The 23,000-nt window shown below is 65.9% G+C and carries 25 protein-coding genes and 1 tRNA gene; 15 read left to right on the forward strand and 11 right to left on the reverse strand.

Annotated features, from left to right (window positions below; all coding sequences use genetic code 11):
• Nucleotides 1-103: 103 nt before the first annotated feature.
• The gene (locus AC1DRD_RS10960) at nucleotides 104-403 is read right to left on the reverse strand and encodes an SEL1-like repeat protein (protein WP_478033197.1); all 300 of its coding nucleotides are present in this window, start codon (nucleotides 401-403) and stop codon (nucleotides 104-106) included.
• An 84-nt stretch (nucleotides 404-487) separates the two neighbouring features.
• Nucleotides 488-1,318 (reverse strand): pantoate--beta-alanine ligase, encoded by an 831-nt coding sequence (panC, locus tag AC1DRD_RS10965; RefSeq protein ID WP_478041402.1) that lies wholly within the window; start codon nucleotides 1,316-1,318, stop codon nucleotides 488-490.
• 98 nt (nucleotides 1,319-1,416) lie between these two features.
• Here panC and AC1DRD_RS10970 point away from each other — a divergent pair, with 98 nt between their 5' ends.
• The 4 genes from AC1DRD_RS10970 (at nucleotide 1,417) to AC1DRD_RS10985 (ending at nucleotide 4,774) form a co-directional block, all read left to right on the forward strand.
• Nucleotides 1,417-2,184: a division plane positioning ATPase MipZ gene (locus tag AC1DRD_RS10970; protein ID WP_478031383.1), complete on the forward strand. Its 768-nt coding sequence runs from the start codon at nucleotides 1,417-1,419 to the stop codon at nucleotides 2,182-2,184.
• A gap of 2 nt (nucleotides 2,185-2,186) precedes the next feature.
• Nucleotides 2,187-2,480, forward strand: a complete 294-nt coding sequence (locus AC1DRD_RS10975) for a J domain-containing protein (RefSeq protein WP_478031355.1) — start codon at nucleotides 2,187-2,189, stop codon at nucleotides 2,478-2,480.
• Between the two features lie 52 nt (nucleotides 2,481-2,532).
• Nucleotides 2,533-3,915 carry a phosphoglucomutase/phosphomannomutase PgmG gene (gene pgmG / locus AC1DRD_RS10980; RefSeq protein WP_478041403.1) on the forward strand — a complete coding sequence of 461 codons (1,383 nt, stop codon included), beginning with the start codon at nucleotides 2,533-2,535 and terminating at the stop codon, nucleotides 3,913-3,915.
• Nucleotides 3,916-4,018: 103 nt separating this feature from the next.
• A complete protein-coding gene (locus tag AC1DRD_RS10985) occupies nucleotides 4,019-4,774 on the forward strand; it encodes an exonuclease domain-containing protein (protein WP_478031353.1) in 756 nt (251 codons plus the stop codon).
• Between the two features lie 3 nt (nucleotides 4,775-4,777).
• On the opposite strand, the gene glmM is transcribed toward AC1DRD_RS10985, so the two are convergent.
• On the reverse strand, nucleotides 4,778-6,118 hold the full coding sequence (gene glmM, locus AC1DRD_RS10990; protein WP_478041404.1) for a phosphoglucosamine mutase: 1,341 nt from the start codon (nucleotides 6,116-6,118) through the stop codon (nucleotides 4,778-4,780).
• 69 nt (nucleotides 6,119-6,187) lie between these two features.
• Here glmM and AC1DRD_RS10995 point away from each other — a divergent pair, with 69 nt between their 5' ends.
• Complete coding sequence (locus AC1DRD_RS10995) at nucleotides 6,188-7,465, forward strand: dicarboxylate/amino acid:cation symporter (RefSeq protein ID WP_478041405.1); 1,278 nt, start codon at nucleotides 6,188-6,190, stop codon at nucleotides 7,463-7,465.
• A gap of 166 nt (nucleotides 7,466-7,631) precedes the next feature.
• On the opposite strand, the gene AC1DRD_RS11000 is transcribed toward AC1DRD_RS10995, so the two are convergent.
• Together AC1DRD_RS11000 and AC1DRD_RS11005 are read right to left on the reverse strand one after the other, a co-directional pair.
• Complete coding sequence (locus AC1DRD_RS11000) at nucleotides 7,632-8,330, reverse strand: NnrU family protein (RefSeq protein ID WP_478041406.1); 699 nt, start codon at nucleotides 8,328-8,330, stop codon at nucleotides 7,632-7,634.
• Nucleotides 8,331-8,372: 42 nt separating this feature from the next.
• Complete coding sequence (locus tag AC1DRD_RS11005; RefSeq protein WP_478041407.1) at nucleotides 8,373-10,184, reverse strand: peptide MFS transporter; 1,812 nt, start codon at nucleotides 10,182-10,184, stop codon at nucleotides 8,373-8,375.
• Nucleotides 10,185-10,333: 149 nt separating this feature from the next.
• On the opposite strand from AC1DRD_RS11005, the gene AC1DRD_RS11010 reads away from it, so the two are divergent.
• The 4 genes from AC1DRD_RS11010 (at nucleotide 10,334) to AC1DRD_RS11025 (ending at nucleotide 13,596) form a co-directional block, all read left to right on the forward strand.
• Entirely contained in the window at nucleotides 10,334-10,912 is a 579-nt protein-coding gene (locus tag AC1DRD_RS11010; RefSeq protein ID WP_478041551.1) for a nitroreductase family protein, read from the forward strand.
• A 39-nt stretch (nucleotides 10,913-10,951) separates the two neighbouring features.
• Complete coding sequence (locus tag AC1DRD_RS11015; protein ID WP_066805059.1) at nucleotides 10,952-11,305, forward strand: GntR family transcriptional regulator; 354 nt, start codon at nucleotides 10,952-10,954, stop codon at nucleotides 11,303-11,305.
• A 59-nt stretch (nucleotides 11,306-11,364) separates the two neighbouring features.
• The gene (locus AC1DRD_RS11020; protein ID WP_478041408.1) at nucleotides 11,365-11,925 is read left to right on the forward strand and encodes a hypothetical protein; all 561 of its coding nucleotides are present in this window, start codon (nucleotides 11,365-11,367) and stop codon (nucleotides 11,923-11,925) included.
• A gap of 111 nt (nucleotides 11,926-12,036) precedes the next feature.
• Nucleotides 12,037-13,596, forward strand: coding sequence for a hypothetical protein (locus tag AC1DRD_RS11025; RefSeq protein WP_478041409.1), 1,560 nt, complete (start codon nucleotides 12,037-12,039; stop codon nucleotides 13,594-13,596).
• 10 nt (nucleotides 13,597-13,606) lie between these two features.
• Here AC1DRD_RS11025 and AC1DRD_RS11030 read toward each other — a convergent pair whose 3' ends face one another.
• Nucleotides 13,607-14,425 (reverse strand): arylamine N-acetyltransferase family protein, encoded by an 819-nt coding sequence (locus AC1DRD_RS11030; protein WP_478041410.1) that lies wholly within the window; start codon nucleotides 14,423-14,425, stop codon nucleotides 13,607-13,609.
• Nucleotides 14,422-16,140, reverse strand: a complete 1,719-nt coding sequence (locus AC1DRD_RS11035) for an acyl-CoA dehydrogenase (RefSeq protein ID WP_478041411.1) — start codon at nucleotides 16,138-16,140, stop codon at nucleotides 14,422-14,424. Before AC1DRD_RS11035 ends, AC1DRD_RS11030 begins: the two co-directional genes overlap by 4 nt.
• Nucleotides 16,141-16,181: 41 nt before the next feature.
• Here AC1DRD_RS11035 and AC1DRD_RS11040 point away from each other — a divergent pair, with 41 nt between their 5' ends.
• Nucleotides 16,182-17,159 carry an L-threonylcarbamoyladenylate synthase gene (locus AC1DRD_RS11040; RefSeq protein ID WP_478031335.1) on the forward strand — a complete coding sequence of 326 codons (978 nt, stop codon included), beginning with the start codon at nucleotides 16,182-16,184 and terminating at the stop codon, nucleotides 17,157-17,159.
• A gap of 111 nt (nucleotides 17,160-17,270) precedes the next feature.
• Nucleotides 17,271-17,996 (forward strand): aquaporin Z, encoded by a 726-nt coding sequence (gene aqpZ / locus AC1DRD_RS11045; protein WP_478041412.1) that lies wholly within the window; start codon nucleotides 17,271-17,273, stop codon nucleotides 17,994-17,996.
• A 172-nt stretch (nucleotides 17,997-18,168) separates the two neighbouring features.
• On the opposite strand, the gene msrA is transcribed toward aqpZ, so the two are convergent.
• The gene (gene msrA, locus AC1DRD_RS11050) at nucleotides 18,169-18,717 is read right to left on the reverse strand and encodes a peptide-methionine (S)-S-oxide reductase MsrA (RefSeq protein WP_478031332.1); all 549 of its coding nucleotides are present in this window, start codon (nucleotides 18,715-18,717) and stop codon (nucleotides 18,169-18,171) included.
• Between the two features lie 82 nt (nucleotides 18,718-18,799).
• Between msrA and galE the strand changes: the two genes are divergently transcribed.
• A complete protein-coding gene (galE, locus tag AC1DRD_RS11055) occupies nucleotides 18,800-19,795 on the forward strand; it encodes a UDP-glucose 4-epimerase GalE (RefSeq protein WP_478041413.1) in 996 nt (331 codons plus the stop codon).
• 275 nt (nucleotides 19,796-20,070) lie between these two features.
• Here the strand turns inward: galE and AC1DRD_RS11060 are convergent.
• A tRNA-Lys gene (locus tag AC1DRD_RS11060) sits at nucleotides 20,071-20,146 on the reverse strand.
• A gap of 108 nt (nucleotides 20,147-20,254) precedes the next feature.
• Between AC1DRD_RS11060 and AC1DRD_RS11065 the strand changes: the two genes are divergently transcribed.
• Nucleotides 20,255-20,590 carry a hypothetical protein gene (locus AC1DRD_RS11065; protein ID WP_478031329.1) on the forward strand — a complete coding sequence of 112 codons (336 nt, stop codon included), beginning with the start codon at nucleotides 20,255-20,257 and terminating at the stop codon, nucleotides 20,588-20,590.
• Here AC1DRD_RS11065 and folK read toward each other — a convergent pair.
• Nucleotides 20,587-21,042, reverse strand: coding sequence for a 2-amino-4-hydroxy-6-hydroxymethyldihydropteridine diphosphokinase (gene folK, locus AC1DRD_RS11070; RefSeq protein ID WP_478031327.1), 456 nt, complete (start codon nucleotides 21,040-21,042; stop codon nucleotides 20,587-20,589). The genes AC1DRD_RS11065 and folK overlap by 4 nt on opposite strands.
• Before the next feature lie 26 nt (nucleotides 21,043-21,068).
• On the opposite strand from folK, the gene AC1DRD_RS11075 reads away from it, so the two are divergent.
• Both AC1DRD_RS11075 and AC1DRD_RS11080 read left to right on the forward strand, forming a co-directional pair.
• Nucleotides 21,069-21,725 (forward strand): uracil-DNA glycosylase, encoded by a 657-nt coding sequence (locus tag AC1DRD_RS11075; protein ID WP_478041414.1) that lies wholly within the window; start codon nucleotides 21,069-21,071, stop codon nucleotides 21,723-21,725.
• Between the two features lie 31 nt (nucleotides 21,726-21,756).
• Nucleotides 21,757-22,005, forward strand: coding sequence for a hypothetical protein (locus tag AC1DRD_RS11080; RefSeq protein WP_478031323.1), 249 nt, complete (start codon nucleotides 21,757-21,759; stop codon nucleotides 22,003-22,005).
• A gap of 13 nt (nucleotides 22,006-22,018) precedes the next feature.
• On the opposite strand, the gene AC1DRD_RS11085 is transcribed toward AC1DRD_RS11080, so the two are convergent.
• On the reverse strand, nucleotides 22,019-22,891 hold the full coding sequence (locus tag AC1DRD_RS11085) for a sigma-70 family RNA polymerase sigma factor (RefSeq protein ID WP_478041415.1): 873 nt from the start codon (nucleotides 22,889-22,891) through the stop codon (nucleotides 22,019-22,021).
• Nucleotides 22,892-23,000: the final 109 nt, after the last annotated feature.

The following is a 23,000-nucleotide window of genomic DNA, read 5'->3' on the forward strand; positions in this document are numbered from 1 at the left end:
GGTCTCGCGCAGAATCTCAATTGCTTGAGATCCCAGCTTTCGCTGGGATGACGATTTGTCAGACGGCGCGGCGGGTGCGGGGACGAGTCTGGGATGACGGCGGTTACGCGGCCCGGCTGCTCGTTTCGTTCAACCACGACCGGGCACGCGTCTGCGCCTCCGCAATCTCTCGTGCGGTCATTTCATCGGCCACTTCGGCGCGGCAATAGCGCGCGCCTTCATGGCCGCCGCGCGACGCGGCGAGGTTGAACCATTTGTGCGCCTCGACCAGATCGAGATCGACGCCGTTCGCGCCGGTCGAATAATCGACCCCGAGATCGTAGCACGCATTCCAATCGCCCCGCGCGGCATCGCTCAGCCGGCTTTCGATCAGGAACTGCGCATTCTTCAGGCTGCTGCCCATCGTCGCCACCCCTTTATCCCTTTGGCCGGGCTACCTTGGGGGGCGAGCGGTCAACAAATGGTTAACGGCGTTTAACCACGAAATTCAGGGCGCTATGTCGAGATTGTCGATCAGCCGAGTCGTGCCGAGTCGCGCGGCGGCGAGCAGGCGACGGGATTTGCCCGGCTGCGGATCGCCCAGGGTCGCGGCGTCAACCAAGGCGACATAATCGGTGAGGAAGCCTGACTCGGCCAGCGACGTTATCGCGGCATCGATCGCGCCCGGCTCCCCCGCCTCGATCGCGCGCTTGGCCTCGGCCAGCGCCTTGGGCAGCGCCACGGCTCGCGCGCGCTCGTCGGGCGAAAGGTAGATGTTGCGCGACGACAAAGCGAGCCCGTCGGCCTCGCGCACCGTCGGCACCCCGACGATCTCCAGCTCCATATCGAGATCGGCGACCACGCGGCGGATCACCGCGAGCTGCTGAAAATCCTTTTCGCCGAAATAGGCCGTGTCGGGGCGCACCTGGTTGAACAATTTGGAGACCACCGTCGCGACGCCGTCGAAATGGCCGGGCCGCGCGGCGCCGTCGAGCCCGTCGCTCACGCCCGACACCGAGACGTTGGTGGCGAACCCCGCCGGGTACATGTCGTCGACTCCCGGCATCCACAACAGGTCGCAGCCATAGGCGATCAGCAACGCCTTGTCGGCTTCCGCCGGGCGCGGATAGCGCGACAGATCCTCGTTCGGACCGAATTGCTTGGGATTGACGAAGATCGACGCGACGACTTTCGCCCCTGTCGCCCGCGCGGCGTCGACCAGCGCCATATGCCCGGTATGGAGCGCTCCCATTGTCGGCACGAGCGCGACGCGTGCGCCATCGCTGCGCAGCTCGGCGGTCGCGCGTCTCAAATCGGGCAGATGATGGACAATTTGCATGGGACTTGTCGCTTCGATAGACGAGGGTTCGCCTGTAAGAGGCGCGGGGCATCTCAGGCAACCAGGGTCTTTACGTGGCGGACGCCAGCAAACCACATATGATCGTCTTCGCCAACGAAAAGGGCGGGACCGGCAAGTCGACCACCGCGGTCCATGTCGCGATCGCGCTGCAGGCGCGCGGCGCGCGCGTCGCGGCGTTCGACCTCGACCATCGCCAGCGCACCATGGCGCGCTATTTCGAGAATCGCGTCGCCACCGCCAAGCGCACCAGTCGCGAGCTGCCGACGCCCGCCTTCGCCGCGCATGACGGCGAGAGCCTGGAATTTTTCGACGACACGTTAGGCCGGCTCTGCAGCGACGCCGATTTCGTGGTGATCGACACCCCCGGCCGCGACGACCGGTTCGGGCGACTGGCGGCGAGCCGCGCCGATACGTTGGTCACGCCGATGAACGACAGCTTCGTCGATTTCGACCTGATCGGGCAGGTCGACCCCGACACCTACAAGGTCACCCGGCCGAGCTTCTACGCCGAACTGATCTGGGACGCGCGCAAGGCCCGGGCCAAGGCCGATGGCGTGGCGATCGACTGGGTCGTGTTGCGCAACCGCCTCCAGCATATCGAGGCGCGCAACATGCGCCGCGTGTCCGACGCGCTCGACCAGCTCGCCAAGCGCGTGGGATTCCGCATCATTCCGGGCTTGGGCGAGCGCGTCATCTATCGCGAATTGTTTCCCAAGGGGCTGACGATGATCGACAGCCGCGATTTCGGTGAGATGGGCATGGCGCATGTCGCCGCGCGGCAGGAGCTGCGCGAGATGATGGCGGCGCTCGCGCTGCCCGAGCCGGTCCTGCCGCTCTTCGCCTGATCATGGCCAAGCTCCTCCTCGCACTGGCGGTTGCCTGGTTCGGCTGGTGGCTGTGGCAAGGACCCAAGAAGGTCTGGACCGACGGCCGCCGCAAGCCGCAACGCAGCGAGGATGAGATCAGCGCGCTGGCCGTGCTGGGACTCGATCCCGGCGCCAGTCGCGACGAGATTCGCGTCGCGCACCGCCGCCTGTTGCGCAACGTCCATCCCGATCATGGCGGCACCGACGAGCTCGCTCGTCGCGTAAATGAGGCGCGCGACATCTTGTTGAAGCCGAGGATTGAGCCGAGGGATTGAACTTTTTCCCTGCTCGGCGGATTGGGCGCGCATCAACCTGACGGGAGCCCCCATGACCCACCGTTTCGATCCTACATCCCTGCGCGAATACGATATCCGCGGAGTCGTCGGCAAAACCCTGTCGACCGACGATGCTCGCGCGATCGGTCGCACCTTCGGCACGATCGTGCGCCGCGCCGGCGGCACCCGCGTCGCGGTGGGACGCGACGGCCGTATTTCATCGCCGGCGATGGAGGCGACATTGGTCGAAGGGTTGCTCGCGTCGGGGGTGAGCGTGATCCGCACCGGGATGGGTCCGACCCCGCAGCTTTACTGGGCCGAGGCCGAGCTGGAAGTCGATGGCGGCATCCAGATCACCGGCAGCCACAACCCAGCCGAATATAACGGCTTCAAGATGGTGCTGCAGCATCGTCCGTTCTTCGGCGAGGACATCCAGAAACTCGGCCGGATGGCGGCCGAGGGCGATTGGGAGGAAGGCGAGGGCGAGGTCGCCGATGTCGATATCGTCGACGATTATGTCGGCCGGCTGATGGCCGGCTATTCGGGCGGCGCCTATCGGATTGGCTGGGACGCCGGCAACGGCGCCGCTGGTCCGGTGATCGAGAAGCTGACCAAATTGCTGCCGGGCGAGCATCATTTGCTGTTCACCGAGGTCGACGGCAATTTCCCCAATCATCATCCCGATCCGACCGAGGAAAAGAACCTGGCCCAGCTCAAGGCGCTGGTGGCGGAGAAGGGACTCGATTTCGGCGTGGCGTTCGACGGCGACGGCGACCGGATCGGCGCGATCGACGGGAAGGGCCGGGTGATCTGGGGCGACCAGATATTGTCGATCCTGGCCGAGCCGGTGCTGCGGGAATTGCCTGGCGCGACGATCATCGCCGACGTCAAGGCGAGCCAGGCGCTGTACGACCGCATCGCCGAGCTGGGCGGGCAGCCGTTGATGTGGAAGACCGGGCACAGCCTGATCAAGACCAAGATGAAGGAGACGCACGCGCCGCTCGCCGGCGAGATGTCGGGCCACATCTTCTTCGCGCACGAATTCTACGGTTTCGACGATGCGCAATATGCCGCGGTCCGGCTGATCCGCGCGGTCCACATGATCGGCAAGTCGATGAACGAGATCAAGGACGCCATGCCGGTGATGGTCAACACGCCCGAAATGCGCTTTCAGGTCGACGAAAGCCGCAAGTTCGCGGTGATCGACGAAGTGCTCGACCGGCTCGAAACCGACGGCGCCGACGTCAACCGCACCGACGGCGCGCGGGTCAACACGCCCGACGGCTGGTGGCTGCTCCGCGCGTCGAACACCCAGGACGTGCTGGTCGCGCGCGCCGAGGCGAAGGATCAGCCCGCGCTCGACCGCCTGCTCGCGCAGATCGACGCGCAGCTGGCGGCAAGCGGGCTCGAGCGCGGGCCGCAAGCGGGGCATTGAGTCTCCCGGCAGACTTCACATCGTCATCCCCGCGCACGCGGGGATGACGGTTGCAAAGTGGCCCTAGGTGGCTTTTCCCGGCCAAAGCCCCCATCTAGCCCGAATGGCGTCCCCCTCGATCATCCGTGTCATCGACCTCGAAACCACCGGCGACGCGCCGCCGCAGCATGGCGTGCTGGAAGTGGGTTGGCAGGACGTCGCGCTGGGCGCGGACGGGCGCTGGGAAATATACGGCGAGGGCGGCAGCCGGATGGTCAATCCCGGCCGACCGATCCCGCCAATCACCCAGGCGATCCATCATATTCTCGACGAACAGGTGGCCGACGCGCCTTATTGGATCGATGTCGCGCGTCCGGTGCTCGATCCCTATCCGCGCCGCATCGCGCTCGCCGCGCATCGCGCCGATTTCGAGGAGCAATTCTGCACCCCGACGCTGACTCACGGCGCCGACTGGATCTGCACGTGGAAATGCGCGCTCAGGCTGTGGCCCGATAGCCCGAGCTTCTCCAACCAGGTGCTACGTTATTGGCGTAAGCCCGAGGGGCTCGAGCATGAACGCGGCCTGCCCGCGCACCGCGCCTTTCCCGACGCCTATGTCACCGCGCACCATCTGCGCGACATGCTCAACGAGGCGTCGGTCGCGCAATTGATCGAATGGTCGAACCAGCCCGGCCTGCTGCCGCGCGTGCGCTACGGGCCGGATCGCGGCAAGGAATGGAGCGAGATCGCCGAGGACAGCCTGGCCGGCTTCCTGACCGACCGCGACCCCGACGTGCGCTTCACCGCGGAGACCGAACTCGCCCGGCGGCGTGGCGGCGGCGCGGTCGGGCGCGCCAATCTGCAGGGCCTGTTGCTGTAGAGATTACCCTGCCGCGGTCTTAACCGCCTCGCAAATCCGGTCGACCACCGCCTCGACCTGAGCGGCATCCTCGCCCTCGGCCATCACCCGGATCACCGGCTCGGTGCCCGACGGGCGAATCACCAGCCGGCCCTTGCCCTCGAGTTCGCCCTCGGCATCGGCAATCACTGCCTTGACCCCGGCATCGTCGAGCGGCTTGCCGCCCTTGAAGCGCACGTTCTTGAGCAATTGCGGCAGCGGATCGAAGCGATGGAGCAATTCGCTCGCCGGAATCCCCGAGCGGACCAGTTCGGCGAGGATCTGCAGCGCCGCGACCAGCCCATCGCCGGTGGTGGCATAATCCGACAGGATGATGTGCCCCGATTGCTCGCCGCCGACATTGTATCCCTGGCCGCGCATCGCTTCGAGCACATAACGGTCGCCGACCGCGGTGCGGATCAGCTTGATCCCCTGCGCGCTGAGATGGCGTTCGAGTCCCAGGTTGGACATCACCGTAGCGACCAGCCCGCCATTGCGGAGATTGCCCGCCCGCGCCCAGCCGGTCGCGATCACCGCCATCAGCTGATCGCCGTCGATCACGCGGCCATTCTCGTCGACGACGATCAGACGGTCGGCGTCGCCGTCGAGCGCGATGCCGATATGCGCGCCGCTGGCGACCACGGTTTCGCACAAGGTCTCCGGCGCGGTCGATCCGACCTGATCGTTGATATTCTTGCCGTTGGGCGTGACGCCGATCGCGATGACCTCGGCGCCCAATTCCCACAAGGCCGAAGGCGCGACCTGATAGGCGGCGCCATTGGCGCAATCGACCACGATCTTGAGTCCGTCGAGCGTCAGATCGTCGGGGAAAGTCGCCTTGGCGAAATGGATATAGCGCCCGCGCGCATCCTCGACCCGGCGCGCGCGGCCGATATCGGGCGCATCGGCCAATGCGACGTCGCCGTCGATCAGCGCCTCGATCGCCGTCTCGTCGGCATCGCTCAATTTATAGCCGTCCGGACCGAACAATTTGATGCCGTTATCGGCGTAAGGGTTGTGGCTGGCCGAGATCATCACGCCCAGATCGGCGCGCATCGACTTGGTCAGCATGCCGATCGCCGGGGTCGGCAGCGGCCCGAACAAAGTCACGTCCATGCCGACGCTGGTAAACCCGGCGACCAGCGCGTTTTCGAGCATATAGCCCGACAGCCGCGTGTCCTTGCCGATCACCACGCGATGCTTGTGGTCGCCGCGAACGAAATGCGCGCCGGCCGCCATGCCGACCTTCATCGCCATCACCGCGGTCATCGGCTGCATGTTGGTCAGGCCGCGAATACCGTCCGTACCGAAATATTTTCTTGCCATTCTGCCCGTTTCCGTCCGCTATCCCGCGCCAAGGCCGCCTCTTAGCGCGGCAAACGAAGAAGGGCGAGCATGAGCCAAGCATTGAGGATCCTGATCTCGCTGGTGGCGGGCCTGGCGCTGGGTATCGCGCTCGCCAATTGGGCGCCCGACGCCGGCGGCTGGGTCCTGGTCTTCACCAAGCGGATCGGCGGCGCCTGGCTGCACGGGCTGCAGATGGTGATCGTGCCGCTGGTCGTGGCGCTGCTGGTGATCGGCATCGCCGCCTCGGCCGAAGCGGCGCGCGCCGGCAAGATCGCCGGGCGCGCGCTGATCTTCTTCGTCGTCATCCTGTGGTTCAACACGATCATGTCGGCGCTGCTCACGCCATTGCTGCTCAAGCTGTTCCCGCTCCGCCCCGATTGGGCAATGGCGCTCAGGGCCTCGCTGTCGAGCGCCAAGACCGCCGGCCAGGTGCCGACGCTGGGCGATTTCTTCGACAAGATCGTGCCGACCAACATCATCGACGCCGCCGCGACCGACGCTTTCCTGCCGCTGACCGTGTTCGCGATGGTGTTCGCCTTCGCCATCACCCGGTTGCAGCCCGATCGCCGCAAGCTGATGGTCGATCTGTTCCAGGCGATCGCCGACGCGATGATCGTGGTGATCGGCTGGGTGCTGGTGCTCGCCCCGCTCGGCGTGTTCTGCCTGGCGTTCGGAGTGGGCATGGAAACCGGCGCGGCCGCGTTCGGCGCGCTGGCGCATTATGTCGCGATCGTCTCGACGCTCGGTATCCTGGTGCTGCTGTCGGCCTATCCGATCGCGGCGATCGGTGCGCGCATAAGCATCGGGCGCTTCGCCCGCGCCGTCCTGCCGAGCCAGATCGTCGCGATCAGCACCTCGTCCTCGCTCGCCTCGCTCCCGACCATGCTCCGCTCGAGCGAGGCGATCGGCGCCCCGGCGCGGGTGTCGGGCATCGTCCTGCCGATCGCGGTCGCGGTGTTCCGCGCGACCAGCCCGGCGATGAACCTGGCGGTCGCGCTCTATGTCGCGCATCTGACCGGCACGCCAATCGGCCCCGGCCAGCTCGCCGCCGGCGTCGTCACCGCGGCGATCACGACGATGGGGTCAGTATCGCTGCCGGGCACGATCAGCTTCTTCGCCTCGGTCGCGCCGGTAGCGGTGGCGATGGGCGTGCCGCTCGAGGCGCTGGGGCTGCTGGTCGCGGTCGAGACGGTGCCTGACTTGTTCCGGACGCTGGGCAATGTGACGATGGACGTCGCGGTCACCGGCACGATCGCGGTGCGGAGTGGGGTTACGACGGAAGGTGAGGGCGAGACCGATCGGATGGTTGAGCAGCTGCCTGGGTGATCTTGGCTACACTCCTTCTCCCCTTGTGGGAGAAGGAGGGAGGCGCGAAGCGCCGGAAGGATGAGGGGGAGTCGGCGAACCCTTGGAGTCCCCCTCACCCTTCCCACTCGGCTACGCCGAGCGGGCCCCTTCCCTCTCCCACAAGGGGAGAGGGAAACTCGGACCCCTACCCACCGATCCAGCGCCAAATCCCCGCGGGCATGCCCGCCAGCGGCAAATGCGCCCAGGTCGCGGCGAGCCACAACGCGATCCCGCCCACGGCCGGCACGACCCCGGCGGGCGTGAACTTGACGCGCCCGCTGAGGATCGCCCCGAGCGGCCAATAGCTGGTATGCGCTTCCCATGCCCGCCAGGTCTCGGGCTGGAGCTTTTCCTTCTTCCTGTCCTGGAGCGCGGCGCCGACCAAAGCGAGGAAGATGATCGTCTTCGCCAGCACGATATTCGCCGGCGTCGGCGCGACCAGGATATGCGCCACGCCCCAAAGCGTGAAGCTCCACATCATCGGATGCCGCGTCACGCTGAACACGCCGCGCGGTTCGGGCAGTGCGCTCGCAGCACGCGGCGGTCCGGGCAGCGCCGGATTGCCGAGCAGCGACCCCACGAACATGATGCTCGCGAAGAACATGATCACCGTGCTCAGGATCCACAGCCCGTCGCCGACCGCCCAGAACGACGCCTCGGGCGGCACCGCGCGGAACGCGAGCGCGAGCCAGCCGAACGTCGCCAGCGCGACCAGCGAATAGACGCCCTGGAACGGCAGCTCGCCGATCGCGCGCACAATGGTGCCACGCAACGGGTGCGACAGCAGGAAATGCGACCCGACGAACGCCACCGCGGCAGCGATTTCCCAGCATAACGGACTCATGGACCCTCTCCCCCGAACCGTTCCGGGGGAGAGCCTAGGCCATCACTGGACCCCGTGCATCCACTTCTTGAGCGGCCAGGCCAGCAGGAGCAGCAGCAGGCCGAGTCCGATCGCCACCAGGGCGATCGTCGTGAAGGTGTGCGTATAGGTATCCAGGCTGACCTTCAAATTGGTCGCTTGCCCGCCAACCGTCTCGACGCTGGCAAATTGCGCGACCAGACCCGCGACATATTGCGCGACGGAGATCGACAGGAACCACACCCCCATCATCAGCCCGACGACGCGCGCGATCGACAATTTGGTGATCATCGACAGCCCGACCGGCGAGATGCACAATTCGGCGATCGAATGGATCACGTAGAGCCCGGCAAGCCACCACAACCCGACCTTGAAATTGCTGTCGGCGAAGGTCGATCCCCAGACCAGGAACAGGAAGCCAGCGCCCACGCCCATCAACGCGCCGGCGAACTTGATCGGGATCGAGGGCTCCCAGCCGCGCCGCGCGAGCCAGCCCCAAAAGGCGCTCATCACTGGCGCCAGCAGCACGATCGAGATCGGGTTGAAATTCTGCGTCTGCGGCGCCGACATCACCCAGTCGCCGATGATGGTGCGGTCAGTATTGCGGTCGGCGAACAGGGTCAGGCTCGACCCGGCCTGTTCGAACAAGGTCCAGAAGACGACGTTGAAGACGATCAGCACCATCGCCGCGACCATCATCTCGCCTTCCTTGCGGCTACCCTTCACGAACGACCAGATGAGGATGCCGGGGACCGAGACGATGAACGTGCCGAACAGCAATTTACCCGTCAGCGGGAGCGACGCGAGATAGCCGATGAAGCCCGAGCCCGCGGCGGGTTCCTCGGCCTGCATCAAATTGACGAACAGGAAATAGACCACCGGCACGGCGACGATCGCGAGCACGTAGATCAGCATCGCCCGGTCGGGACCTTCGCGAGGAGGTGGATTGCCGTACGCGTCGAGCCGGCCGCCATGATAACTGATCATGAAGAACGAAATCACCATCGCCACGCCGGCGAGGCCGAGCCCGAACGGCCATCCGAAACTGTCGGCGAAGATCGCGCAGAGGAACTGGCCGAGGATCGAGCCGGTGTTGATCCCCATATAGAAGATGGTGAAGCCGGCATCGCGGCGGCGGTCGCCCTGTTCGTAGAGCTCGCCGACCATCGTCGAGATATTGGGCTTGAAGAAGCCGTTGCCGACCGAGACCAACGATAGCGCCATCAACAGGATCATCGTCAGGAGCGGGCTGCGCTCGGCTTCCTCGGCATAGCTGCCTTTGGCGATCTTGCGGACCTCGTGCCCGTCGGCGGCGAGCAGCGACAGGCTGCCATCGTCGTTACCCCGCATCGCCAGCTTCTGGCTGCCGTCAATCAGATAGCGCGCCTCTTGCGGGTCGCTGGTCGGGGTGTCGCGGAAATGATCGACGACCACTTCGTACTTCTTGCCGTCAATCACCTGATAGGGCTTGGCCGGCTGACCGCCGAAGGCGAGCGTGAAATAGCCGACCGCCATCATCAGCGCGCCGAAACGCACCGCGCGCTTCGAGCCGAGATATTGGTCGGCAAGCAATCCGCCGACCAGCGGGGTCAGATAGACCAACGCGGTATAGCCGCCATAGAGACCGGTCGAGGCGCGGTCGCCGAGGATGAAATGCTTGGTGAGATAGAGCGTGAGCAGCGCCCGCATGCCGTAAAAGCCGAACCGCTCCCACATCTCGGTCCCGAACAGCCAATAGAGCGGCTTGGGATGGCCGAGCCAAGTTCCCTCCGCCGCTGGGTTGGTGTGGGTGATGTCCGGCTCGCGCGGATTGTCCGCGGTCGGGGTGTCCACCATGCATTCGCTCCCTGAATTCTTGCTCCCGCCGTCTCAAAACGCGGCGAGTGGATGAAGCGAGACTAGCGGCAAAGCGAGGCGAGTAAATATACCGACAGCGGGGCACAGACTCCGTTGCCGGTGGTCGTGTGCATTCCTAGATGGCGACGATGTTCAACGACCGCTCCACGCCGCTTTCGCTGCTGTCGACCCGCCGGTCGGGCAAGCCGCGCGACCTTGTCGCGCCCGGCCCCGACGATGCGCAACTGCAGCAGATCCTGGAGATTGCCGCGCGTACCCCCGACCATGGCAAGCTCGCGCCGTGGCGGTTCGTGATCGTTCCCGCCGACAAGCGCGCCGCGCTGGCCGAAACGATCACCGCTGCCTATCGCGCCGAGCGGCCGCAGGCGGCGCGGCTGGAGATCGAGGCACTCGAGCAATTCGCGACCCAGGCGCCGGCGTTGGTGGTGGTGCTGTCGTCGCCCAAGGTCGACAGCCATATCCCGTTATGGGAACAGCAATTATCGGCGGGCGCCGCGGGCATGAACCTGCTTCATGCCGCGCACGCTTTGGGGTTTGCCGGTGGCTGGCTGACTGGTTGGGCGGCCTATTCCGACGCGGTGCGCGATGCGTTCGGCGCGGAACCCGAACGGATCGCCGGGTATATCTTCCTGGGAACGCCGGGAAAGCAACTAGAAGAAAGGCCGCGCCCCGATCTGCAAAAGATTATTTCAACATGGCAAGGGTAATTGACTGGACTCTTTTCACCGTTGCTGTATTAATGCACCATGGCACTTAGCAATGATGACAGCCCGGTTTACATCCGGTTGAGGGGCACGATCTCGGCGGCGATTCTGCGGGGCGAATATCGTGCGGGCGACCAATTGCCGTCGGTCCGCGCACTCGCGGCCGAACATGGCGCCAACCCGTTGACCGTCGCCAAGGCCTATCAGAGTTTCCAGGACGACGGTTATGTCGAGGTTCGGCGCGGCGTCGGCATGTTCGTCCTGCCCGGCGCGGCGGAAAAGCTCCGCATCGCCGAGCGCGATCGCTTCGTGACCCAGCAATGGCCGCGCATCGCCGATTATATCGAACTGCTCGGGCTCGACGCCGCCGACCTGCTCGAGCGCGAAGGCGCCTGAATTTCCGGTGCCATCGATCGCCGCGGCGCACATGCTGCTTCTCTATCGAGGAGATGGTCATGGCAAGATCGACGCTCGCTTTCGCTACCCTGTCGCTCATCCTGCTCGTCGGCTGCGCTCCGCAGACCGCGACAGTGACCAATAACGTCACGGTGGAAACGACCACCACCAACACCGACATCGTCGCCTCGCCCGCCGACAACGCGAGTGCAGTGCCCGGCAACGCCATCGCGCCGCCGACCGAGGCGCCGTCGCTGGCCGGCTATGCCGGCAAATCGCCGTACGACAAGATTGCCGGCAAGACCTTCACCGAAACCGACGCGGTCAAGGCGGCAATCGCCGGGTCGGGGGCGAACGCCGAGGCGCGCAAATGGCTGGCCGACACTACCGGGCCGGCGAGCCCGATCGTGCTGCAGAACGGCAAGCTGCTGATGAACGAGTGCCAGGAGCACAATTGCAGCGACCATAATTGGACGATCGCGATCGCCCCCGACGGCACCGGTGCGGAAATCTGTTATTACGACATGAAGCTGGGGCCGAAGCCGCAATGGTTCGTCGGCGGCAAGTCGGTGGACCGTCCGGCGGCGGGGGATGAAGGCTGTATCCAGTCGGAGCATTGAGCGACGCTGTTGGGACGAGGAGCTGATCGTGCCCCCGCGAACGCTTCTCCCAAGTGCGGACGTTCCGCGATCCGCTTTGACGTGGCGAACGCTGCCGGTAATTAGCTGACCATGGCGGGGCAGGAAACGGGGAGCGGGTCAGCCGCAGCGCTCAAGCCCGACATGACCCTGGTCAGTCGCGCGACGATCGGCATCCTGGTGGCAGTGTTCCTCGTCGCGCTCGTCCGATTTACCGCGCACGCTTCGATCGCGTTCAGCTTTCCCTATGCCTTTGATTACGGCGAAGGCGTGGTCTGGCAGCAGATGCGCAACATCGTCCAGGGCCAGGGGTATCAGGCGATCGGCATCTATCCCGCGATCGCCTATGAATACCCGCCCATCTTCCATCTTTGCGCGGCAGGCGTCGCGCGGGTCGCCGGAATCGACGAGCTTTACGCCGGGCGGCTCGTGTCGCTGGCATCGGCGGCCGCATGCGCAATGCTCATCGCGCGGCTTACCGCCCATGCCCTCGCCGGCGAAAACCGCAAGGTGGTCTTCGGCGCCGCGACGATCGCGGGATTAGCGTTCCTCACGCTGCCGGTGGTCGACGAATGGGCGCTGTTGATGCGGATCGATCTATTGGCCTGCGCCTTGTCGCTCGCGGGCATGCTACTGGCGATCCATGCGCCCCGGTCGATTGGCGCCTGTGTCGCTGCCGGCCTCATGTTCACCATCGCATTGTACACCCGCCAGACCAGCCTGCCGGCGCCTGCCGGCGCGTTCCTGGTCCTTCTCGCGGTGCGCCCTTCACGGGCCTGGCTGATGGCTGCCGTTTCGGTCGGTAGCGGCCTGGCCATCCTTGCTGTGCTCGAATCCGCTACCCAAGGCGGCTTTCTGCTCAATATCGTTTCGTACAATATCAACCGCATCATCTGGGATCACGCCCTGGCGTTCGGCACCGTGCTGCTGGCCAATATTGCGGTGATCGGGATAGCGGCATTCGGCCTGCTCGACAGCGTTCGCGGCTCGGGCCTGCAGCATTGGCGCGATCTCAGGGCGTGGCTCGCCAGCGATTCGAAAAACGTGGCGCTCTCGGTCGTTGCTGCGACACTGGCCTGCAAGACATTGATGCTGCCGGCGATCCTGAAATCGGGCGCGAGCGACAATTATTTGATCGACTGGTTTTCCGAGCTCGCCATATTGTTCGGCATCGCGATGGTGCCGGTGTTGCGCTCGACATTGCGCTTGCCGGCGAAGCCGAACGTGATCCTGTTGGGGCTGGTCGGCATTGTCCTGCCGCTGCAAACCGCCGGAGCCGGGCTTTTGCCCGATCGCGGCGCCGTCAAGGTTCAGCAGCAAGCGCTCGATGCGATTGCCGCTCGCATCCGCCAGGCCAAACGGCCGGTGATTTCCGACGATGCGACGCTGTTGATCAGAGCGGGACAAGCGATGCGCTGGGAGCCATCGATCGTCGCGGAGCTAGGCAGCGCCGGGCGCTATGACGAAGCCAAGTTCGTGAAGCTGATCGAACAGCGCAGGTTCGCGTTTTTCGTCACCGATGGCGATCGTGGTGACGTGGTGTTCGATCAACGGTTCAATCCGAAAGTCGTCGAGGCGATCCACATGGCCTATCCTCGCCACGAACGCATTGGCGGACGGGTTCTGCATCTGCCTCCTGACGACGGCAATTAAAGGCGGCGCCCTAGAACAATCCCAGCCGCGCGACTTCTTCTTCGCTCAAGTCGATCCCGAACAACATGCTGAGCCGCAGGCGATAGACGCGCGGGTCGTCGATCGTGCCGGTCGTGTCCTCGCCTGCCGAATGGCGGCGATAGGCGAGATCGGTCAGCGCGGCGAAGCCGTGGGGCAGGACGATGCTGACCACGACGAGGTCGGTGAAGCGCGTGTTCGGCGCGGTCGCGGTCCAATGGTTGGACATGGCGAGGTCGATCTGCGGCACCTCGTCGAGGGTGAAACTGAATTGCTCGACCCAGCCCTCGCCCGCATCGCGCCCGTCGGTGGTTGCGGGATTGCCGTCGCGCGACAATACCCAGCCGCGCTTGTCGTTGATCAGACGGAACAAGGCGCCGTCGGGCGCGGTCGCCTCCGCCCCATCGATCAGCGGCATGATCGGCGAATAGCTGCCGCCGAAGCCGGCATCGGCGAGCCAATCCTGCCCGTCGATCGTCACCAGCAGCACCATGTGCGTGCGTCCGGGCGTCGCGGTGGCGCCAAACCAGACACGCGCGAGCAGCGGCCGCACGGTGAACCCCAATTCGGTCAGCGCGTCACAGAACAATCGGTTCTGTTCGAAACAATAGCCGCCGCGCCGCCGCATCACGAGCTTGGCGAACACCGAGTCGCTGTCGATCGCGATGCCGCGACCGAGCCGGATATCGAGATTCTCGAACGGGATCGCCAGTCGGTGCGCGCGCTGGAGCGTGGCCAAACCTTCGAGATCGCAGGCCGGACGCTCGGCGAGCCGGATCCGCTCGAAATAGGCGTCGAGGTCGAAGCTCATGCCGCGAACAGCTCCGCAGGTAATTGGTAGAGCCCGGCCGCGGGTGCTGTCGCCGCGGCGTGCAGCCCCAGCGCCTCGGGCACGATCTGCTCGACATAGAAAGCGCAGACCGCGCGCTTCATGCGCAGGAAATCGTCATCGCCGTCGGCCGCCGCGCGCCCCTGCCGCTCCATCAGCCAGCCGCACACCGCGACCGACACCATGGTGAGGAAGGGGTAGCTCGCCGCCAGCCGATCATCGGCGTCCGCCGTCGCCAGCCGCCGCCCGACTTCGTCACAGGCATCGATCAGCATGCGCAGCGCCGACTCCTCGGCCTCGGCGCGCATGTCGGCGATCAGCGTCGCGAACGCCGCGCCGTTCGACAGGCCGAGCTTGCGCCCGACCAGATCGGCGGCCTGGATGCCGTTGGTGCCTTCGTAGATCGGGGTGATGCGGGCATCGCGGAAGAACTGCGCCGCGCCGGTCTCCTCGATATAGCCCATGCCGCCATGGACCTGGATGCCGAGCGAGGCGACTTCGTTGCCGAGATCGGTGCCATGCGCCTTGGCCAACGGAGTCAGGATTTCGAGCCGGTCCTTCGCCGCCTCGTCACCCAGGCCCGCGCGGTCGACTTGCGCCGAGGCGAGATAGACCAAGGCGCGTGCCGCCTGGGTCTGCGCCTTCATCCGCATCAGCATGCGGCGGACGTCGGGATGTTCGATGATCGCCACCGGGGTCTTGTCGGCCGATCCGGCGCGCGCCGACTGGATACGCTCGCGGGCATAATCGACCGCTTTCTGCGTCGCCGCCTCGGCCACTTGCACGCCCTGTAGCCCGACATTGAGCCGGGCATTGTTCATCATCGTGAACATCGCGCGCATGCCGGCATTCTCCGCGCCGATCAGCTCGCCGATGCAATCATTATGGTCGCCGAACGACAGCACGCAGGTCGGCGAGGCGTGCAGCCCCATCTTGTGCTCGATCGAGACGACGCGGACGTCGTTGAAGTCGCCGGGCTTGCCGTCGGCGTCGAGCCGGTATTTGGGCACCAGGAACAAAGAGATACCGCGCGTCCCCTCGGGCGCGCCCGGCGTGCGGGCGAGGACGAGGTGGACGATATTGTCGGCCATGTCGTGGTCGCCGAACGAGATGAAGATCTTGGTGCCCGAGATCTTCCATTTGCCGTCGCCCGCGGGTTCGGCGCGACTGCGCAGCGCACCGACATCCGACCCGGCCTGGGGCTCGGTCAGGTTCATCGTGCCGGTCCAGGCGCCGGTCGCGAGATGGGGCAGGTAGGCCGCCTGCTGCTCGGGCGTGCCGTGATGGAGCAGCGCCTCGATCGCGCCGACGGTCAGGGTCGGCGCCAGCGCGAAGCCCATATTGGCGGCGCCCAACGTCTCGAGCACCGCGCTGGCCAGCACGAATGGCAGGCCTTGCCCGCCGAAATCGCCGGGCGCGCCGATCGTGCCCCAGCCGCCGTCGACATAAGCGCGATAGGCTTCGGGATAGCCGGCCGGCATCTTGACGCCCTCGGGAGTCCATTTCGGCCCGTCGGTATCGCCTGCCCTCGCCAGCGGCGCCCATTCGCCGGCGGCGAAGGCGCCGGCGCCTTCGAGCACCGCGTCGACCAGATCGGGCGTGGCATCGGCGAAGCGCTCGCTCGCGGCGAGATCGGCGAGCTGGGCGACATGGTCGAGCACGAAACGCTGCTCACGAACGGCGGGATTGAAGGGCATTCGGCTTCCTCTCCTGATCCGACGCGCTATAGCCCCCGGCGATGGACGCGCAACTCACCCGCACTTTACCTTACGGAGCCGATTCTGTCGCCGAAGCGGCGGCGCTGATCCGGCAAGGCGCCTGCGTCGCGGTGCCGACCGAAACGGTCTATGGCCTGGCCGCCGACGCGACCAACGCCGCCGCGGTGACCGCCGTCTATGCAGCCAAGGGGCGGCCGAGTTTCAATCCGTTGATCGTCCATGTCCCCGATCTCGCCGAGGCGAAGCGGATCGCGGCGTTCGACCGGCGCGCTGATGCGCTGGCCGAGGCGTTCTGGCCGGGGCCGCTGACCCTGGTCCTGCCGCTCAAGCCGTCGGCGCAGATCGCCTCTTTGGTGACCGCGGGACTCGAGACGATCGCGATCCGCGTGCCGCGCCACCGCGCGATGCGCGCCTTGCTCGAAGCGAGCGGGCGGCCGCTCGCCGCGCCCTCGGCCAATGCCTCGGGGTCGATCAGCCCGACCCGCGCCGAGCATGTCGCCGCCAGCCTCGACGGGCGGATCCCGCTGATCCTCGATGACGGGCCGACCAGCCAGGGGATCGAATCGACCATCGTCCGCGAAGTGTTCGGGATGACGCGCATCCTGCGCCATGGGCCGGTGACGATCGACGAGGTGCGCGCGGCGATTACCCGGCCCGGCGTGAAGCTCGATCGCTTCGATACCGGCGAAGATGACGGCCAGCCCGAGCAGATCGAATCGCCGGGCCAGCTGCTCGCGCATTACGCGCCGCGCAAACCCTTGCGGATCGACGCGCCGCGCGGCGCCGAAGACGAATGGATGATCGGATTCGCCGCGACCGGGGGCAACGACAATCTCTCGCCGAGCGGCGATCTGGCCGAGGCAGCGGCCAATCTGTTCGACGCGCTGCACCGCGGCGACGCCTCGTCGCAGCCGAAAATCGCGATCGCGCCCGTCCCCAATGAAGGGATCGGCGTCGCGATCAACGATCGCCTGCGCCGCGCATCGCATCGGGAATGACTGCAAAACAAGCCGTTACGTCTTTACACAGCCGAAACGAGGCTTAGTCTCTCGCCATCGGGCCGTTCCGGCACTCGTTCCGTAAGGCGGCACGACCAAGGAGAGGGGCGTATGACGAACATCCAACGCGGGCTCGCCGAGCTTATCGGCACGTTCTGGCTCGTTTTCGGCGGCTGCGGTGCCGCGGTCCTGGCCTGTAATTTTCCCGCTGCCGGCATCGGTTTTGCCGGAGTCGCCCTGGCGTTCGGCCTGACCGTGCTGACCATGGCCTATACGATCGGACATATATCGGGCTGTCACCTCAACCCCGCGGTCACGCTGGGGCTATGGGCGGGCGGGCGCTTCGCCGGCAAGGACATCCCGCTCTATGTCGTCGCCCAGGTGCTCGGCGCGGTGATCGCCGCCTATCTGCTCTATTTCATCGCCTCCGGACAACCGGGCTGGGAGATGGGCGGATTCGCCACCAACGGATTCGGCGAGCATTCGCCCGGCAAATACTCGCTGGTCGCCTGCGTGACGATCGAGGTCGTGATGACCTTCATGTTCCTGATCGTGATCATGGGCGCGACCGATACGCGCGCGCCGGCCGGCTTCGCGCCGATCGCGATCGGGCTCGCGTTGACGCTGATCCACCTCGTGTCGATTCCGGTGACCAACACCTCGGTCAATCCGGCGCGCTCGACCGGCCAGGCTTTGGTCGTCGGCGGCTGGGCGATCGAGCAACTCTGGGTGTTCTGGGTTGCGCCGCTGATCGGCGGGATTCTGGGCGGTGTCGTCTACAAGGCGCTGGGCGCCGATGCGACGGTCCGGCCGCCGGTCGAGGGTGAGGCGCTCTAGGTATCTGACCCTGCCCTCCCTGCAAGGGAGGGGATCAAGGGGTGGGTGTAGCGCTGGGCGAGGCTCGATGCCTCGTCCGGCGCTGTTTGGTGATCGGTCGATGAGTCTTTGAGGCGCGCAGACGCGCGCACCCACCCCCAGCCCCTCCCTTGCAGGGAGGGGAGCTTACAGTTCAGGCCGCCGCGGTCTCGGCTTTCGACCGTGCGGCGAAGCTCTTGCGGAGCTTCTTCAGCTTGGGCGGGATCACCGCCAGGCAATAGGGATTCCGCTGGCCTTCGCCGTCCCAATATTCCTGGTGATAATCCTCGGCCGGATACCATTCACCCAAAGGCTCGATCGTCGTCACGATCGGATTCGGCCACTCGCCCGCATTGCGGACGATCGCCGCCTTGGCTTCTTCCTCCTGCGCCGCATCGTGCGGGAAGATCGCCGAGCGATATTGCGTGCCGACGTCATTGCCCTGGCGATTGAGCGTGGTCGGATCGTGCGTCGCGAAGAAGATGTCGAGCAGGTCGGCATAGGAGATACGCTCGGGATCGAAACCGACGCGGATCGCTTCGGCATGGCCGGTGTCACCGCCGCACACCTGTTTGTAGGTCGGGTTGGCGACATGGCCGCCGATATAGCCGCTTTCGACGCTCTCGACGCCGATCACATCGTTATACACCGCCTCGGTGCACCAGAAGCAGCCACCGGCAAGCGTCGCAAATTCGAGGGACATTCGTCTCACTCCCTTTTCAAGTTGGTCCAAAGATAGGTACGGCGCGCGCAGCGGCAAAGAGGCGGACGAAAAGGATGCGTGAATGAGCAAGGGCAAAGTGCTGGTCACGGGCGGCGCGGGCTATATCGGCAGCCATGCGGTGCTGGCCTTGCTCGACGCGGGCTGGGACGTGGTGGTGGTCGACAATCTCGTCACCGGGTTCGACTGGGCGGTCGATCCGCGCGCCACCTTGGTCGTCGCCAATATCGAGGATGACGATAAGGTCCGCGCCGCGATGCGCGAGCACGACGTCCTCGCGGTGATGCACTTCGCCGGATCGGTGGTGGTGCCCGAATCGGTCGAGAACCCGCTCAAATATTATCGCAACAACACCGTCGCGAGCCGCGCGCTGATCGAAAGCGCGGTGGTGTCGGGGGTCAAGCATTTCATCTTCAGCTCGACCGCGGCGACCTATGGCACGCCCGAGCGCGTGCCGGTCGCGGAGGACGATCCCAAGCTGCCGATCAATCCCTATGGCATGTCGAAGCTGATGACCGAGGCGATGCTGAAGGACGTCGCCGCGGCGCATCCGATCAATTATTGCGCGCTGCGCTATTTCAACGTCGCAGGCGCCGACCCCCAGGGCCGGTCGGGCCAGTCGACCGCGGGCGCGACGCATCTGATCAAGGTCGCGGTCGAGGCGGCGACGGGCAAGCGCGATCATGTCGGCGTGTTCGGCACCAATTTCGCCACTGCCGACGGGACGGGCGTGCGCGATTACATCCATGTCAGCGACCTCGCCGCCGCGCACGTCCACGCGCTCGACCGGCTGATCGCCGAGCCCGACGAGAACCTCACGATGAACGCCGGCTATGGCCATGGCTATTCGGTGCTGCAGGTGCTCGACGCGGTCGATCGCGTGACCAATCATGAGGTCAAGCGCGTGCTTCAGGACCGCCGCGCGGGCGATCCGGCCGAATTGGTGTCGGACAATCGCCGCATCCTGGCGACCCTGCCGTGGCGGCCGCAGTACGACGATCTCGACCGCATCGTTCGCGACGCGCTGGCCTGGGAGCGGGTGCTGGCTGAAAGAGGCTGACCAAATAAACCCTCTCCCCTTGTGGGAGAGGGATACGGAGACTTGGGGCCGTCAGGCCCCTAGTCGAAGTTGGGTGAGGGGAGCGGTCGCACAGCGACCGCGCGGAGCTGCGCTCCGCTTCCCCTCACCAAGCTACGCTAGCGAGCAAGCTCGCAAGCTTCGCTATCAGTTCGAGGTCCGCCATGCCCCCGGCATGGCCTAAACAGCGCGGGGCGCTGTTTACCTCGAACTCCCACAAGGGGAGAGGAAGACAAGCCTGAGCCGCTTAGAAATGGTGGTGGGCTCGCCGGGATTCGAACCCGGGACCTACAGATTAAAAGTCCGTTGCTCTACCGACTGAGCTACGAGCCCCAAGGTCGCGGCGCTTACGGGGCGAGGAAGGCCGGGTCAACCATTGCGCCGCTTGGCATCGGGCGCCATCGCCGCTAGCCATGCCGAATTGCAACGATAAGGGGCATCATGGCCAGCGATCCCGATCCTATGCGCCCGTCGGTGCGCCCGGTTCCTTATTATCCCGAACCCACATACTCGGAAGGGTCAGGCGCGGCGACCGCGTCGCTGGTTCTGGGCATCCTGGGACTGATCTGTTCGATCATTCCGATCATCGGGCTGATCTCGTGGCTGCTCGCCCCCGCCGCGCTCATCACCGGCGGGATCGGGCTGAAGAGCCCGACCAGCAAGGGGCTTGCCGTTGGCGGGCTGGTGACGGGCGGGCTCGCTTTGATCGTCTGCCTGTTGTGGCTGGTGCTGTTTGGCGCGGCGATCGCCTCGGTCGGAAGCGCGCGCACCTTCTAGCGGATACGCGCCGCGAGCTGGCGCACCGTGCGCCCCGTGACCGGATCGCGCCAGTCCGGCACGATCGCGCCAAGCGGCCGGAGCACGAAGTCGCGGCGGCGGAATTCGGGATGCGGCACGATCAGCCCGTCGCCCGCCCAGGCGCCGTCCGACCACAGGATGATGTCGAGGTCGATCACGCGATCGGTCCAGCGCTGCCCGCGCCGCCGCCCGAACGCGGTCTCGATCGCCTTCAATCGCGCCAGCATTTCGGGCGGGCTGTCCTCGCTCTCGACCAGCGCCGCGGCGTTGACGAAGCGCCGCCGCGCCGGCCCGAGCGGAGCGGTCGCGACCAACGGTGACGTCATGACGACACCGCCGATCGCCGCCAGCGCCGCGCGCACCTCGTCGGCGGGTGCGCCGTGACGGCCGCGGCGGTTGGAACCCAAGGCGATGACATAACTGGACGGCATGACGTCACGGGGCCTACCGCAAGCGCATGGACTTTGCACCCGGCCCGATCCCCGACACCGAACCGCCGCACGATTGCCCGCGCTGTCCGCGGCTGGTCGCGTTCCGCGAGCAATTGCGGGTCGAGCATCCCGATTGGTGGAACGCCCCGGTGCCCGCGTTCGGCGATCCCAATGGCTGGCTGTGTATTGTCGGCCTGGCGCCGGGAAAGAACGGCGCCAACCGCACCGGGCGGCCGTTCACCGGCGATTATGCCGGCGATTTGTTGTTCGCGACACTCGCCAAATTCGGCTTCACCCGCGGCACCTATCAATCGCGGCCGGATGACGGACTGGCGCTCGACGGCGTGATCATCTGCAATTCGGTCAAATGCCTGCCGCCCGAGAACAAGCCGACGCCCGAGGAAATCCATAGCTGCCGCCCATTCCTGGCCGGTCAGGTCGAAATGCTGCCCAATGCCCGGGTGTTCGTCGCGCTCGGCCAGATCGCGCACCAGTCGGCGGTCAAGGTGCTCGGCGGCAAGCTGCCCAAATGCCGCTTTGCGCATCTCGCCGAACATCGCGTGCCCGACGGGCGGATGCTGATCGATAGCTATCATTGCTCGCGCTACAATCAGAATACCGGCCGCCTGACCGCGGAGATGTTCGAGGCGGTGTTCGCGCGCGCGATCGCATTGCGCGGTTGAACTTCGTCCGCAGTCGTCGGTTGTTTCGGGCATGACTCACGAACCGCCCGTTCCGCCCGACAACCAGTCGCCTTATCCGATCGCCGAGCCGCCGCACGAGCACCACGCGCCGCCGCCCGCTCCCGAACCCGAGGAGGAACAATCCGGTCGGGCGCGCATGGTGCTGGTGGGCGGAGCCGTCGCCGCGGGCGTTGCCGCGATCGGTGGGCTGACCGCATTCCTGCTCCGCCGCGGCAAGTCGCGGCCCAAGGCTGCGCCAAAGGCCAGGCGGAAACGTTGACCGGTGCTTAGCCCTAAGCCAGCGGCGAGATCACCGCGTCGCGCAGCACGTAACGCGCGTGATAGAAATCGCGCAGCCGCACGATCCGCCCATCGGCCCAATCGATCACGATCATCCCGGTCGGTGGTCCGGCCGGATTGGCGGGATCGTGGACAATCGCCACGGCGCGACCTTCGATCATGCCGACCGACAAGCGCCATGACGTCATTTCGGTATAACGCGTGAAATAGGTTTCGAATGCCGCGCGGTCGCGCGTCATCCGCGCCACCAGCTCGAACCGCACATCGTCGGCGAGCATCGCGCGAATCGCGTCGAAATCGCGCGCATTGAAGCGGTCGACATAGGTCTGCAGCCGGATCAGGTCGTCATGATCGGCGGGCGGCGAGGATGACGGCGCGTCGGCGAGCGTACGGAGGCGCGCGCGGCCGCGGTGCAACGCCGCCTTGGTCGCGGCCAGCGTGGTGTCGAGAATCCCCGCCGCTTCCTCGTTCGAATAGCCCAGCACGTCTTTCAGGATGACGGTCCCACGCTGCAGCGGCGGCAGGTGCATGAACACCGCCAGCGCGGCACCGGCGGCAAAGCGGCGCGCGGCCTCGTCACCATCCGACACCATATCCTCCTCCTGGATCTCCTGCTCGCCGGCGCGGCGGGCACGCGCGCGCAAATGGTCGATCGCGGTATTGTGCGCGATGCGGAACGCCCAAGCGGTGCCATCCCCCTCCGGCGGGGTGCGGTCGAGTGCCGCCATGGCGCGCGCGATCGCGTCCTGGACGACATCCTCGCCATCGAGCACCGATCCCACCATCCGCGCGGCATAGCGATGCAGCGCCGGCCGTAGCTCGACCAGCAATGCCTCGATCCGTGTCCGATCCGTCTCGTCCGTCATGTCCCTCGCCATCCGCCATTCTTCTACCGGGAGAGACGGTGGCGGCGCGGAAAAAGATTCGGTCGCGCGAATCCTTTTTCGCCGAGCCTCCGTCCTTGGCGATAGCGGG

The organism is Sphingomonas sp. P4_G2 (assembly GCF_056401155.1).